Source organism: Proteus genomosp. 6 (assembly GCF_040139785.1).
Lineage (GTDB): Bacteria > Pseudomonadota > Gammaproteobacteria > Enterobacterales > Enterobacteriaceae > Proteus.
Map to the genome: position 1 here is coordinate 165,684 of NZ_JBEEVJ010000004.1, position 14,530 is coordinate 180,213.

At 37.1% G+C, this 14,530-nt stretch carries 12 protein-coding genes and 1 tRNA gene; 4 read left to right on the forward strand and 9 right to left on the reverse strand.

What is annotated here, in order from left to right; genetic code table 11:
- Nucleotides 1-103: 103 nt before the first annotated feature.
- Nucleotides 104-180: transfer RNA gene (locus tag ABN212_RS06760), tRNA-Val, on the forward strand.
- 469 nt (nt 181-649) lie between these two features.
- Entirely contained in the window at nt 650-2,062 is a 1,413-nt protein-coding gene (gene pykF / locus ABN212_RS06765) for a pyruvate kinase PykF (protein WP_109372420.1), read from the forward strand.
- A 114-nt stretch (nt 2,063-2,176) separates the two neighbouring features.
- Here the strand turns inward: pykF and gadC are convergent, their stop codons facing one another.
- Both gadC and ABN212_RS06775 read right to left on the reverse strand, forming a co-directional pair.
- Nucleotides 2,177-3,733, reverse strand: a complete 1,557-nt coding sequence (gene gadC / locus ABN212_RS06770; RefSeq protein ID WP_198625575.1) for a glutamate:gamma-aminobutyrate antiporter — start codon at nt 3,731-3,733, stop codon at nt 2,177-2,179.
- A 103-nt stretch (nt 3,734-3,836) separates the two neighbouring features.
- The gene (locus ABN212_RS06775; protein WP_198619602.1) at nt 3,837-5,228 is read right to left on the reverse strand and encodes a glutamate decarboxylase; all 1,392 of its coding nucleotides are present in this window, start codon (nt 5,226-5,228) and stop codon (nt 3,837-3,839) included.
- Between the two features lie 446 nt (nt 5,229-5,674).
- On the opposite strand from ABN212_RS06775, the gene ABN212_RS06780 reads away from it, so the two are divergent.
- Complete coding sequence (locus ABN212_RS06780) at nt 5,675-6,733, forward strand: linear amide C-N hydrolase (RefSeq protein ID WP_198619603.1); 1,059 nt, start codon at nt 5,675-5,677, stop codon at nt 6,731-6,733.
- A gap of 265 nt (nt 6,734-6,998) precedes the next feature.
- Nucleotides 6,999-7,238 (forward strand): Lpp/OprI family alanine-zipper lipoprotein, encoded by a 240-nt coding sequence (locus ABN212_RS06785; RefSeq protein ID WP_036913221.1) that lies wholly within the window; start codon nt 6,999-7,001, stop codon nt 7,236-7,238.
- A 103-nt stretch (nt 7,239-7,341) separates the two neighbouring features.
- Here the strand turns inward: ABN212_RS06785 and ABN212_RS06790 are convergent, their stop codons facing one another.
- From ABN212_RS06790 to sufB, 7 genes are all read right to left on the reverse strand, one after another.
- Complete coding sequence (locus tag ABN212_RS06790) at nt 7,342-8,037, reverse strand: hypothetical protein (RefSeq protein ID WP_349443023.1); 696 nt, start codon at nt 8,035-8,037, stop codon at nt 7,342-7,344.
- A 166-nt stretch (nt 8,038-8,203) separates the two neighbouring features.
- Entirely contained in the window at nt 8,204-9,121 is a 918-nt protein-coding gene (locus tag ABN212_RS06795; protein WP_198629821.1) for a L,D-transpeptidase family protein, read from the reverse strand.
- Between the two features lie 117 nt (nt 9,122-9,238).
- Nucleotides 9,239-9,667 (reverse strand): cysteine desulfuration protein SufE, encoded by a 429-nt coding sequence (gene sufE, locus ABN212_RS06800; RefSeq protein ID WP_198619606.1) that lies wholly within the window; start codon nt 9,665-9,667, stop codon nt 9,239-9,241.
- Nucleotides 9,668-9,688: 21 nt separating this feature from the next.
- Nucleotides 9,689-10,927 carry a cysteine desulfurase SufS gene (sufS, locus tag ABN212_RS06805; RefSeq protein ID WP_198625572.1) on the reverse strand — a complete coding sequence of 413 codons (1,239 nt, stop codon included), beginning with the start codon at nt 10,925-10,927 and terminating at the stop codon, nt 9,689-9,691.
- A gap of 11 nt (nt 10,928-10,938) precedes the next feature.
- On the reverse strand, nt 10,939-12,246 hold the full coding sequence (gene sufD / locus ABN212_RS06810; protein ID WP_198619608.1) for a Fe-S cluster assembly protein SufD: 1,308 nt from the start codon (nt 12,244-12,246) through the stop codon (nt 10,939-10,941).
- Entirely contained in the window at nt 12,221-12,967 is a 747-nt protein-coding gene (gene sufC, locus ABN212_RS06815) for a Fe-S cluster assembly ATPase SufC (protein WP_023582353.1), read from the reverse strand. Before sufC ends, sufD begins: the two co-directional genes overlap by 26 nt.
- A gap of 44 nt (nt 12,968-13,011) precedes the next feature.
- Entirely contained in the window at nt 13,012-14,514 is a 1,503-nt protein-coding gene (gene sufB, locus ABN212_RS06820) for a Fe-S cluster assembly protein SufB (RefSeq protein ID WP_349443024.1), read from the reverse strand.
- Between the last annotated feature and the right edge of the window lie 16 nt (nt 14,515-14,530).

Consider the following 14,530-nt stretch of genomic DNA (forward strand, 5'->3'; position numbering starts at 1 on the left):
TCCATAGCTCAGTTGGTTAGAGCACCACCTTGACATGGTGGGGGTCGGTGGTTCGAGTCCACTTGGACGCACCATTTATTTTTCGGCAACATCTCAATACAGTGCGTCCATAGCTCAGTTGGTTAGAGCACCACCTTGACATGGTGGGGGTCGGTGGTTCGAGTCCACTTGGACGCACCATTTCTCTTTCTCTATATTTTCTTATTGTTGTTCATCTTACCTACCCTACAAAATAATTAATCTAGCTTGCAATATTTTATTGCGCAACAAATTGTTTAAAAAACAAGCAGTCAGCGCTGTATTTTGATCACATCACTTAAATTTACCTTTTTTCGATTTTCTTCATAGAAATTAACCTCTATAATACGAAACATAATTTTGTTGAAAGGTTTCAGCGTATTGATTTACGGGCATCTTTAGAAAACAGAACAAATGAATCGTGATAGACTATAATGTAAGATGTCTACCAACCCTTGAAACAAAATAGTGACAAGATTTTTATGATGTTGCTGAACCATTAACATGTTGCGCAACTTATCCATTAGAGGTGAGTTTGTACATCCTGTTTTGCACCGTTGATACAGTTAATAGAAAACGGCGACATTAATCCTTATTCATCCATTACAATACAACCATTAAATAGACTGCCATGAAAAAGACAAAAATTGTTTGCACCATCGGGCCAAAAACCGAATCTGAAGAAAAACTGAATCAATTACTAGACGCAGGCATGAACGTTATGCGTCTAAACTTCTCTCACGGTGACTATGAAGAGCATGGCAACCGTATCAAAAACCTGCGTAACGTTTGCGCTAAAACAGGCAAAAAGGCCGCTATCTTATTAGATACTAAAGGCCCAGAAATCCGTACCATCAAATTAGAAGGTGGTAATGATGTTACTTTAGTTGCAGGTCAAACTTTCACTTTCACCACAGACAAAACTGTTGTGGGTAACAAAGACCGCGTTGCTGTGACTTACGAAGGTTTCGCTAAAGACTTAACTGTTGGTAACACCGTTTTAGTTGATGATGGTCTTATCGGCATGAAAGTAACGGCTGTAACTGATACAGAAGTTGTTTGTGAAGTTTTAAACAACGGTGACTTAGGTGAAAACAAAGGTGTTAACTTACCTGGCGTTTCTATCGGTTTACCTGCATTAGCTGAAAAAGATAAACAAGATCTTATCTTTGGTTGTGAGCAAGGCGTTGATTTCGTTGCTGCATCATTTATTCGTAAACGTTCTGACGTTGAAGAAATGCGTGCTCACTTAAATGCACACGGTGGCGAAAACATTATGATCATCTCAAAAATTGAAAACCAAGAAGGTTTAAACAATTTTGATGAGATCTTAGAAGCCTCTGACGGCATCATGGTTGCTCGTGGTGACTTAGGTGTTGAAATCCCAGTTGAAGAAGTTATCTTTGCACAAAAAATGATGATCGAAAAATGTAACGCTGCGCGTAAAGTGGTTATCACTGCAACGCAAATGTTAGATTCAATGATCAAAAACCCACGCCCTACTCGTGCTGAAGCGGGTGACGTTGCGAATGCTATCTTAGATGGTACTGATGCGGTTATGTTGTCAGGTGAAAGTGCTAAAGGTAAATACCCAGTAGAAGCTGTGACTATCATGGCAACTATCTGTGAGCGTACAGACCGTATCATGCAATCTCGCCTTGATTACAAACAAACAGCTGCGAAATTACGCGTAACTGAAGCAGTTTGTCGCGGTGCGGTAGAAATGGCTGAAAACTTAGATGCACCTCTGATTGTTGTTGCAACTTTCGGTGGTAAATCAGCTCGTTCTATCCGTAAATACTTCCCAACTGCACCAATCTTAGCATTAACAAACAACGAAGAAACAGCTCGTCAGTTACTGTTAGTTAAAGGTGTAACAACACAATTAGTTAACGAAATCTCTTCTACTGATGACTTCTACCGTATTGGTAAAGAAGCGGCATTAGCAAGTGGTTTAGCTCACTCAGGTGACCGTGTTGTTATGGTAACTGGCGCATTAGTTGATAGCGGTACAACAAATACTTCATCTGTTCACGTTCTGTAATTCTTTATTCATTTAGTCGCTTTACAATTTAAAACACCACTTCAATATTTGAAGTGGTGTTTTTTTAATGCTTTATTTATTAGTGACAATTTCCTTTACCTGTTCGTCTTTTTATTACACGTTATTCTTATTTGTCTCTTCTTTATTTTCTAATAACAGATAATGTGTTGCACGAGCACGAGGATGAATAAAAAAGTGCCCTGCTGGCGCATTATGGCTTTTAATGTGAATTAAGGAGACGTTGCTGAGTGTTTTACCTTGTTTAGAACGACACACGTAAACAATAAAGGGTAAAGCAAAGATAACAAAGAAGCCGACTATCAGTAAGGTCACATACGTTTTATCACTACTTGCGTTTGGCAAAGAGCTTGGTGGGAAAAAAGAAACCACAAACGCAATAATAGAGAGTAATAAACCAGCCATTGCAACAATAAGTTTAACATTTTTACCACCAGGAATACTAAATGCACGTTTTTTATCTACTTGCTTACAAGTAAGTTGCATATACCCTAAGAAAAGCATGAAATAACTACAAAGATAAATAACGACCGTTAAGGCTAAAGCAATCAAGAATGACATATTACCGCCACCACCAGTGTTAGTCAGAATAATGATCGCAATACTTGTTATCAATAATTGAGAAATCACTAAAGCAACAGGTACTCCGTTTTTATTCACCTTCGCCAACGCTTTCGGTAAAATTCCTTTTTCAGCGGCAACATACATGCCACGAGAAGGTCCTACAATCCAAGAAGCTATCTCGGCTAAAACTCCTAGCAATAATAACGTAGCAATAATCCTAACCGTCCAATCAAGTGTACTACTGAAATGGGAGACTAAAACACTGAACGTTTGTACCACGCCTGCTGATAAATTAATTTCATTATTAGGTATCACTGCTGCAACAGATAATCCCCCAATAGAGCTTAAACAAATTGCCACTATCATGAGTAAAAACATGGCGATGGGGTAATCTCGTCCAGGGTTTTTCATCTCATTAACATGAGTTGCTGAAGCTTCTACGCCCATATAACTTAAAATGAATGCAACAAAAACCACTAATGTCCCAATTTGGGTAAAGTCAGGGAAAAAGGTTTTTGCGCTTATTTCAATCGCTAATGGTGCACCACTCATTAAATAGCTAACAGCTAAAATAATTAAAATTAAAGCCGGTAATAAAATACCTGCAAAAAAACCAAGTTTGGCAATAGATGCCGTATATTTTGTACCGCCAAATTGCGTAAATGCTAATACCCAAAGAATAATTAAAGCTGCGACTGTTTTAATTACTGGATCGGTATTTAACTCAGGCCAATTGAGAATATAAGAAAGCGCGCCTAAGACGAAGTAAAGCATAGGAATAAAACCAATAGCAATTTGTAGATAACCAAAAGAGATGGCGGCAAACCCCCAGCGTTCTCCTAATGTATTCGATACCCAAGCAAATATTCCCCCTTCTTGCCAGCCTTCTACGGTAGCCATTTCAGCTGCACATAATGCAACAGGAATAAACCACAATAATCCACCTAAAAGTAAGAAGAAAACAAGGCTAAAACCAGATGTGGCAAACGTCGGATATTCATATACCGCCATCACCATCGAAGCGGTAATAGCAAAAAAACCGACTAATGTAAGTTGTTTTGGTGCTGAATTTGTTGATGATGTAGTCATACAATCCTCCTGAACTTTATTCAGAAAAATAATTACGGTCGAGTTATTATCTAGAAAGAGGTTGAGAATAGATAAAGATCCTCAACCTCAAAACGAACAGAATTTAGCTATGGTTAAAACCTCTACCATCTTCTGCTGATAGAGGATTGCAGACAGGGTGCTTATCAAAATATTCTAGCGTACGTTTGAAATCATCAACTAATAATGAAGCAAGATCTAGACTTACACCATGACGAACTAAAATACGCTGGATCACTAAATCCTCCCGATTAGCTGGCATAGAGTAAGCGGGAACCTGCCAACCACGACTACGTAATTTATCTGCAACATCGTATAAAGAGTAAGTGACTTTAGCCCCTTTTTTTAGTTTCCATGCTAATGCGGGGATACCTTCTTTACAGTCACCACTAAATATCATTTCAAAAGGGCCTAACTTTTCAATTTCCCTTGCTAAATATTGTGCTGTTGAGTAGCAAGCATTATGAATTTTTGCATATCCTTCTCGGCCTAAGCGTAAGAAGTTATAATATTGAGCGATAATTTGACCACCAGGGCGTGAGAAATTCAGCGCAAAAGTAGGCATATTGCCGCCTAAATAGTTCACATTAAAAATAAGCTCTTCAGGAAGATCTTTTGCTTCACGCCAAATAACCCAACCCGCACCTAATGGTGCTAAACCAAATTTATGCCCCGAGGCATTAATAGATTTTACTCGTGGTAAACGGAAATCCCATTCAATATCAGGTGCGCAAAATGGTGCTAAAAAGCCCCCACTTGCACCATCAACGTGAATTGGAATATCTAATCCCGTTTCTTTTTGAAGTTTATCTAATGCGTCATGAACCGCTTTAACAGGCTCATAAGTACAGGTAAAAGTGACGCCTAATGTTGGAACAACCCCAATGGTATTTTCATCCACACGTTTAATGACTTCTTCTGGGCTCATCATTAAACGATCACCTTCTAAAGGGATCTCTCTTAATTCCACATCAAAATAACGAGCGAATTTATGCCAACAGATTTGAACAGGACCACAAATCAAGTTTGGTTTATCAGTCGGTTTTCCCTGTGCAATACGTTTTTTACGCCATTGCCATTTTAATGCTAACCCGCCTAACATTGCGGCTTCGGATGAACCGATAGTAGAACAACCTAATGTATTTAATGCATCAGGCGAACCCCACAAATCAGCCAACATATGAACACAACGATTTTCAATTTCAGCTGTTTGCGGATATTCATCTTTATCTATCATGTTCTTATCGATAGAAAGATCCATTAAATCGCGTATTTCATCATCAACCCAAGTTTGACAAAATGTCGCTAAATTTTGTCTTGAGTTTCCATCTAACATTAATTCATCACGAACAGCATCAAAAACATTACGTGGATTATTTTCTTTCTGTGGAATTTTTGTTTTAGGTAAGGATTGAGAGAGATCGAGAGATGCATATACATCATCTAGGTCATTATAATTTGATGATTTGTTTTTCATATTATTACCCTACAATAATAAATATTATAAGACATGGAATAAGCTTAATGCTTATTTATTAAAGATAGTCAACAATATAAAAAGTGAGAAATTAAATTCAAATTTAATTTTTGAACTTTACAATTAACGCGAGATTTTGTTTTGAAAAAAAATCAAACTTCAATGTAATACATTGAAATAATAAAAATTATAAGTGTAAACACCTATCATAAAAACATTTCATTATCATAAAAACAACATTAACATTATAAAAAAACAAGCGCCATTTTACTGAGTAAAATGGCCTCATCTAGTACTTATTAATATTTTTTTACCCTATGAGATTTATGTTTGGTCTAATACAAAAGTAACGCTATATTAAACAAATATAAAAAATATCTTATGTAAATGGTTGTATCCAATACTATGTATTACAAATACTGAATTAATTCTATTAGGAATAAACTATGCCAGAAAATAACATTGATAGTAGAGTATTCGCTTGTACTACCCTCGCAATTAAAGATAAGAAAAATCGTATTTATCATGGTAGAACAATGGAATTTTCAGTAGACAAGCCTGCTTCAATATTTGCATATTATCCTAAAGAACATACTTTCCAGCAAAAAGCCCCTGATGGCACCCTAGGATTAAAATATACTGTCAAATATCCTTTTATGGCGATCGTTGCGCCAATCAATTTAGAAGGCACAAAAGACGTACTTGAAGGTGTTAATTCTCAGGGACTCTCTTTTAGCTTAAATATGCTACCCGATTCAAATCTCGATGATATTAGCCCACAAGATTACGCAACGTCAGTGCCTATCGCGGCAATTGGTGAATGGGCGTTAGCACAATATAAAACCGTTGAAGAATTAAAACTCGCGATCCCTAAAACGGTATTTTGGTCACAAAAACTACTCCTTTTACGTAACTTACCCAGCCCTTTCCATTATGCATTTTATGACAAAACAGGAGCTTGTATTGTTATTGAAGTTTCTGATGGAAAATTACATATTTATGATAATCCTACTTATTGCATGACCAATGGTCCGTTATTTCCATGGCATTTAACCAATTTAAATAATTACACCCATCTTTCGAATGTTAATATTTCCACCAGCACATTAGGAAATATAAAAATAAAACAACCTGACAGTGGAATTGCTTTAGCCTCGTTGCCCAATTCTGATACTTCTGTAGATAGATTTATTCGTGCTGTTTACTACACAACCTACTATCACAAAGTGTCTGATCCAGATACACAGTTAGTTGAATTAGCACATATTATGAATAGATTCGATCGACCTAAAAACGCCACTATTGATCCCCTATTAGGTCACGATACGTTAAAAGCACTTCATACTAGTGAATTTTCAGTATGGACAACACTAACGGATTTAGAACGCGGAATACTTTTCTTTAGGGGATACAACGATCTCAACTTCCAAAAATTTACACTTGAATCGTTTAGAAATGAAGTAGAACCCATTTTCATAAAAGTAAATTTAGGTGGTGCTTTATAGCTATAAATATAAGTAACAATAGAACAATGTAGATAAAATGTTTTTCTATCAGACTTTTATGAATAAAAATCTTTTGTGAAATAACACGCATTTTTTGTACTGAATATTTGCGTTTTAGGTGTTATTTTTTCTATTGTTCAACTAATGGTTCAGTAGAATGTGATAAATAAATCCAGCATTTTCCTATATATGTGCCATACTTATTAATGGTTTCATATAAATGCTACTTGTTCCTTTACACAAACTAATAATAGAGGTTGTAACTATGAAAGCGAAACTTGTACTAGGTGCAGTGATTCTGGCTTCAGGCTTATTAGCGGGTTGTTCTTCTAGTAATAATGCACAATTGGATCAAATCTCTTCTGATGTAAGCCGTCTGAATACTCAAGTTCAGCAACTAAGTGGTGATGTACAATCTGCTCGCGCTGAAGCTAAATCAGCTTACGACGAAGCAGCTCGCGCAAATCAGCGTTTAGATAACCAAGTCACTACTTATAAAAAGTAATTTGACTCACTGATAGGCTGAAAACAGCTTTAGAACAGTACTAATAGCAAATAGCAAAGCCCCAATCTACAATGATTGGGGCTTTATTTTTTCAAAAAATAAACTATAAATTAAGCTCCTCTAAATTCTGCTGTATTATCCTATTTTTCTCTAATTTATGATTAATTTTATCGGCCACATTTCTTTTTAATAGTTCAATCTCTCCTTGATATTTTTCATTTATATTTTTAAGTAATGCAATAATGTTATCGTTTTGAGTAGTTTCGCAATCACTTTTAATAGTAAAATTATTATTAATTAATTCAAATATCTGTGATTTTAATAAGTCGTTATGACCAGGATTAATATTCTTCTGAAAATGTTCATTCGCCTGTTGATAAACCTGATACAGTGTCGCCAGCATTATATTGACTGATTTATCGGAGTGACCTTCATTGGCTGATAAAGATTTTTTTGTTTGATTTAATAGTTCATTTTTGATGGAAGAGAATAATTTAGTCACATCATTAGTCAATGTTTTATGGGTTAGCTTAGTACTAATACATCCACTATCATTCAATTTTTTTGCGTCTAATTTTTCATATTCATCCTTTTTTGTTTTTGTTGAGATCCGCTGAATAAACTCACCGCATGTTTTATTAATATTCTGTTGTCTTTTCGCTTCACTTCCAACAAAAAGAGTTTCTGCACTATTTTTTATTGAAACGACTATATTTGCCAATTGACTAAATTTATTTTCAATACTGGAAGTAATACGTTCATAAATACCACGAGTAACATTTATTGAATTAATTTCCATATCTATAACTCACTTATTTTACAAAAAGAAGTTACTTATATTAAAGAATAAAACGTCAATTTAATGTTAAAAATATACCTTTATTAGATTAAACTGTTTTATATAAATTATTATTGTAAAAAAACAGATGCTTAAAGCATCTGTTTTTTTACAATATCATCCAATCTTAGTAGGCTGTAACCTCTACAGGAATACCTGAACGTCGAATAAGCTCTGCATCGACTTTATTTTTATCGACTTTGCCACTTTCATACCAAGTATTGAATTGTTTCGTGAATGTAAGAGGCATGGTTTGTGGATCATCATTTTCATTACGTGATAATGGCTGATGGACTTCAATAAACTGTCTGCCATCAGCAGTTTCAGTAAATTTAATCGGTTTATTGATAATTTGAACACGACTGCCTTTAGGAACCACATTAAACAAGGTTTCAATATCATTTGGTCTTAAACGAATACAACCTGAGCTCACTCTTAATCCAATACCAAAATCTGCATTTGTACCGTGAATTAAATATTCGCCACGACTATGAGCTAATCTTAATGCATAAGCTCCCATTGGATTTTCAGGGCCAGCAGGAACGACCGCAGGGAGCGAGATCCCTTTTGCTGCATAGTTTTTACGAATATTGGCCGTTGGAGTCCATGTAGGATCTTTAATCAACTGAGAAATAGACGTCACCATTTCAGGCGTTTCTCGTCCTAATTGACCAATGCCGATAGGATAAACATCAACGGTGCCACCCTCTTTCGGGTAATAATAAAGACGTAATTCGGCAAGATTGATGACAATACCTTTATGTACCGTATCAGGCAAAATCATCTGCAATGGAATATTTAATGTTTTACCTGCATCAGGTAAAAGCGGATCAATACCAGGATTTGCTTCCATCATATTAAGCAATCCCACTTGATATTCAGACGCAATAGCTTCTAGTGAACGCTTATCATCTGGCACGATATACGAAACATTCTCGCCGATAATACGCTGACCATCAGTGGGTAACAGGTATTCTGTCGCATAAGATAAGTGGCTGTTCATCCCTAACAGCGATACTCCCAATAGGGTTAACCATTTATTCATCGTTTATCCCGTGTGTTAGAAATAAAATAAACTGACTATTATGATGATAACATTATCATTGTTATGCTATTCATATAATAAGTCAGTTTAGAACATTAATGTGGGATTAGGTAACATTTATGCTACAGCGTATTCTGAAAAACGCTTAATCAGTGTCGTGACCATCGCATGTAAGCCTTGAGTTCGAGAAGGTGTTAAGTGGCTTTCTAGCGCTAGTGATGAAAAATACTGTTTTACATCTGTGGATAATGCTTGTTCGAGCGTCTTCCCCTGAAATAAGATAATTACCAAGGCAACAAGCCCTTTGACAATGCCTGCATCGCTATCACCCGCGAGAATCAGTTGCTTATTCTCATTAAGAGCAACAGCGATCCACACTTGACTTTGGCAACCCTCAATAAAATTAGCTGAAGTGCGTTGTTCATCTGTTAATGGTGGAAGGCGCTCGCCTAACTCCATCATATAGAGATAACGTTGTTCCCAATCCTGACAACGAGAGAAGTTGCGTAATAATTTTGCTTCATCTGGCAAATTGGCCACTGCCATGAATAACCTCTTTTTTAATCTTTAACCTAATAACATTTCAACACGTAATAACGCATTAACCAACGCATCGATATCATTTTTATCGGTATATAAACCAAGAGATGCACGACACATTGCAGGAACTTGGTAATAATCCATAATTGGCATTGCACAATGATGCCCTGTACGAATCGCAATACCATAATTATCAAGAAATGCCCCAACATCATAAGCATGGTGTTTACCTAAATTAAACGCTATCACACCTTGTCGAGAATCATTGCCATAAAGCGTTAAAGATTTTACTTTTTGCAACTGCTCTTGGGCATACTTCATTATACTATTTTCATACTCAGCAATATTATTCATACCTAACTGTGAAAGATAATCTAATGCAGCACCTAAGCCAATCATTCCCATTATATTAGGTGTTCCCGCTTCAAAGCGCCAAGGTGCATCTGCGTAGGTAATATCACCATTAATATGAACATGTTTTATCATTGCGCCACCGCCTTCCCAAGGCGGTAATTCATCCAGTATTGCTTTTTTACCATACAGCAAACCAATGCCAGTAGGCCCATAAAGTTTATGGCCGCTACAAACAAAAAAGTCACAATCAAGTTGTGAAACATTAATCGATTGATGCATAGCACTTTGCGCCCCATCAACCAATATATGTAGCTCCCCTCCTTGATCAATAGCATATTGGCGAGCATCACGAATAATTTGAGCGATAGGATTCACTGTGCCCAATACATTTGATTGGTGCGTAAGGCTGAATAATTTAGTTCGTTCGTCGATTAAGCGAGGTAATTGAGCTAAATCGAGCGTGCCGTCTTGTAATAGCGGTAACACACGAACATTAAAACCATACTGTTTTGCCAACATATACCAAGGAACAATATTTGCATGATGTTCCATTTCTGTGATGATGATATTGTCACCATCATTCAAAAATCGTTGGCTATAAACATTCGCAATTAAGTTGATGCCTTCGGTTGTTCCTTTAACAAAAATAATCTCGTCTTCGCTATTGGCACCTAAAAAATCACTGGCTTTTTTACGGACATTTTCAACTAAGGTTGTCGCATTTGCACTCAAGGTATGAATGCCGCGGTGAACCGCGGCATATTGTGTTAAGGCAAATTGTTTTTCATGTTCAATGACGCAAGCCGGTTTTTGAGCACTTGCGGCACTGTCGAGATAAACCAGTGGTTTTTCTTTCACTTGCTGTGAAAGAATTGGAAAATCATCTCGCGCTTTTTCAATGGAATGCGTCATAATGCCCTATTTTATACCTCTAATAAGCGCTGATTAATTCTGTCTAATACATGCGCCTTGATCACACTATTTTCTAGCGATTCAGTTAATTCAGCCGCAAATGCATGGATGATCATTTTACGGGCGTTACTTAAAGAAATACCGCGTGAACGCAAATAAAATAGTTGCTCATCATCAATTCGCCCCACAGTGGCTCCATGACTACATTTCACATCATCAGCATAGATTTCAAGCTGTGGTTTAGTATCGATTTGCGCTTTCTCACCCAGCAACAGATTATTATTAGTCATTTGACCATCTGTTTTTAAGGCTTGAGGTGTCACCGTGATCATACCGTTAAATACAGCTTTCCCTGCATCCATCGCAATACTTTTATGCAGTTGACGACTCTGGCAATTTTTCTCACTATGAACCAGCCATGTACGAGTATCTGCTATTTCGCCTGCTTTAGGTAATACAACGCTATTCATTGAAAGCTCTGTATTTTCACCTTTTAGTGCCGAACTCGTGTGATGACGACTAAGTTTAGCGCCTAATAAGAAAGCATAACTATTGACACGAGCATCACGCCCTATTGTCAGATCGTTATGAGCAAAATGCTGACTTACGCTATTCTCAAAACTTAATTTGATATGGTTAAAAGAGGCATTATCACCAATCGCTGCGGTTAATCTTGCCCCTGTAAAGTGACGGTTTTCGTTGTCACTGCTGATATAATGCTCTACCACTTGCATCTGAGTATTTGCACCAACATCGAGGTGAAAACGATAATTTGCACTATTTACCTCTGCGCTTTGATCACCTTGAGTAATATTGAGGATATAAAGTGGTTTATCCGCAATAACACCCGCTTTCAGGGTAATCAACAAAGGATGTGGCGCTAAGCTTTCAACTAAATGCAGGAAAATTTCACCATTTACCGCTGTAGGTAATTCACTTTGATTATCAAGTAACGTCACTTGATAAGGACCAAAATCTTTACTGCTTTCTGTCGGTGAGAATGTGCCATTCACCATTACAATACGATAGCAATCAAAAGATAAAGCTTGTTTAGCTATTAAGCTTTGCACATCAAAAGGTGGCAATTGTTGATAACTTTGGCTTAACGTTTCTTCTAATGGCGTATAGTGCCAATCTTCATGACGATAAGCGGGAAAGCCTATTTTTTCAACTTGCAACCAGTGATTACGTGCATTCAGATTTTCGTCACCTTTACGTTGATGATATAACGTTGAAAACGTTTTTAATGCTTGTTGATTACGCAGTTCAACTTGGCGCTGTTTTTCACGCTTTTCATTGAGGGTCAATAAGCCAGCCATAACCTTGTTCCTCCAATTTTTGCGCCAATGAAAAATCACCAGATTTAATGATTTTTCCCTGATAAAGCACATGTACAAAATCAGGTTTAATATAGTCAAGAATGCGTTGGTAATGTGTTACAACAATAAAAGCACGTTTACCATCACGTAAGCTATTAACACCATTAGAAACGATTTTTAATGCGTCGATATCAAGTCCTGAGTCTGTTTCATCTAAAATACATAATTCCGGCTCTAACGCAGCCATTTGCAAAATATCGTTACGTTTTTTTTCACCACCAGAAAATCCCACGTTAACTGAGCGTGTTAACAAATCTTGTGGCATATCTAGCAATTTAATTTTATCTTCAATAAAGTCTTCAAAATCAAAGCGATCTAATGGCTCTTGACCACGATATTCTCTCACTGCATTTACAGAAGATTGTAAGAAAAATTGATTGCTGACACCGGGTATTTCAACAGGATATTGAAATGCCATAAAGATGCCTTCACCTGCGCGATCTTCTGGTTCTAATTCCAATAAATCTTTATTTTTAAAGGTGATTGAACCTTCATCGACTTCATATTCATCACGACCAGCAAGTGTTGCTGATAAGGTACTTTTACCCGAGCCATTTGGCCCCATAATCGCGTGAACTTCACCTGCACGAACCTGCAAATCTAATCCTTTTAGGATCTCGTTGCCTTCAACACTGACATGTAAATTTTTAATCTCTAACATAATATATGCCTTCGGTATCTTTATACTCAGAATTTGGTTAATAGTTAACCGACGCTATGTTCTAAGCTGATAGCTAATAATTTTTGTGCTTCCACAGCAAATTCCAGCGGTAATTCTGAGAACACATCTTTACAAAATCCGTTTACAATCATTGAGATTGCATCATCTTCGCTTAATCCACGCTGACGACAATAGAACAACTGATCCTCACCAATACGTGACGTTGTCGCTTCGTGTTCAAGCTGTGCTGAGTTGTTCATTACTTCAACATAAGGGAAAGTATGCGCACCGCACTGCGTACCAATTAACATGGAATCACATTGGGTAAAGTTACGGGCATTTTGCGCACTAGGGAGTACTTTTACGAGTCCACGGTAACTGTTTTGGCTTTTACCTGCAGAAATACCTTTAGAGATAATGGTTGATTTGGTATTTTTGCCGATATGGATCATCTTAGTGCCCGTATCTGCTTGTTGATTGCCATTGGTTAAGGCAACAGAGAAAAATTCAGCGCTTGAATTATCCCCTTTTAAAATCACACTTGGATATTTCCATGTGATCGCAGAACCGGTTTCTGATTGCGTCCATGACATTTTGGCGTTTTCGCCTTCGCAAATAGCACGTTTAGTCACAAAATTAAGAATGCCGCCTTCACTATCGCCACCAGAGAACCAGTTTTGCACAGTAGAGTATTTTACTTCGGCATCTTTATGGATAATAACTTCAACCACAGCGGCATGAAGCTGATAGCTATCACGAACAGGTGCTGAACAACCTTCGATATAACTAACGTAACTACCTTCATCAGCAACCAAAATAGTTCGTTCAAATTGACCTGTTTGAGCCGCATTAATACGAAAATAAGTCGATAATTCCATTGGGCAACGAACCCCTTTTGGAATATAAACAAAAGTACCATCAGATGCGACCGCAGCGTTTAATGCAGCAAAGTAGTTATCATGGCTTGATACAACGGTGCCTAAATATTGGCGCACTAAATCAGGATATTCTTGAATAGCTTCGCTAAATGAACAGAAAATAATGCCATGTTCGGCAAGCTCTTCACGATATGTTGTTGAAACGGAAACAGAATCAAAAATAGCATCAACAGCAACGGCTTGCCCTTCTCTTACAGGCACACCGAGTTGGTTAAAAGCATCTTCAACTTCTTTGGTTAAATAATCTTGCGTGGCTTGTTTATCACTCGTAACCGCTTCATTCGAGCCACCAGCACAACTGCCATTAGCGCAACATGAACTACAAGATGGCGCTGAATAATAGCTATAATCTTGATAATTAAGCGATGGATAATCTGCTTTTAGCCAATGAGGCTCTTCCATTTCTAACCAATGGCGATAAGCATCTAAACGAAATTCCAGCATCCACTCTGGTTCGTTTCTTTTTGCCGATATTGCACGTACAACCGCTTCGTTTAATCCTTTTTCTAAGGTATCGGTTGAGATATCGGTATAAAAACCTTCTTTATAGTGGTGATCGCTTAGCCATCCCTGAACTTCATCACCAATTTCAACATTGCTCTGAGACATAATCTGACTTCACTAT

Bases quoted from the DNA above. Each gene is read 5' to 3' on its own strand.
- pykF (WP_109372420.1), top strand. From the start codon at position 650: ATGAAAAAGACAAAAATTGTTTGCACCATCGGGCCAAAAACCGAATCT.
- gadC (WP_198625575.1), bottom strand. From the start codon at position 3,733: ATGACTACATCATCAACAAATTCAGCACCAAAACAACTTACATTAGTC.
- ABN212_RS06775 (WP_198619602.1), bottom strand. From the start codon at position 5,228: ATGAAAAACAAATCATCAAATTATAATGACCTAGATGATGTATATGCA.
- ABN212_RS06780 (WP_198619603.1), top strand. From the start codon at position 5,675: ATGCCAGAAAATAACATTGATAGTAGAGTATTCGCTTGTACTACCCTC.
- ABN212_RS06785 (WP_036913221.1), top strand. From the start codon at position 6,999: ATGAAAGCGAAACTTGTACTAGGTGCAGTGATTCTGGCTTCAGGCTTA.
- ABN212_RS06790 (WP_349443023.1), bottom strand. From the start codon at position 8,037: ATGGAAATTAATTCAATAAATGTTACTCGTGGTATTTATGAACGTATT.
- ABN212_RS06795 (WP_198629821.1), bottom strand. From the start codon at position 9,121: ATGAATAAATGGTTAACCCTATTGGGAGTATCGCTGTTAGGGATGAAC.
- sufE (WP_198619606.1), bottom strand. From the start codon at position 9,667: ATGGCAGTGGCCAATTTGCCAGATGAAGCAAAATTATTACGCAACTTC.
- sufS (WP_198625572.1), bottom strand. From the start codon at position 10,927: ATGACGCATTCCATTGAAAAAGCGCGAGATGATTTTCCAATTCTTTCA.
- sufD (WP_198619608.1), bottom strand. From the start codon at position 12,246: ATGGCTGGCTTATTGACCCTCAATGAAAAGCGTGAAAAACAGCGCCAA.
- sufC (WP_023582353.1), bottom strand. From the start codon at position 12,967: ATGTTAGAGATTAAAAATTTACATGTCAGTGTTGAAGGCAACGAGATC.
- sufB (WP_349443024.1), bottom strand. From the start codon at position 14,514: ATGTCTCAGAGCAATGTTGAAATTGGTGATGAAGTTCAGGGATGGCTA.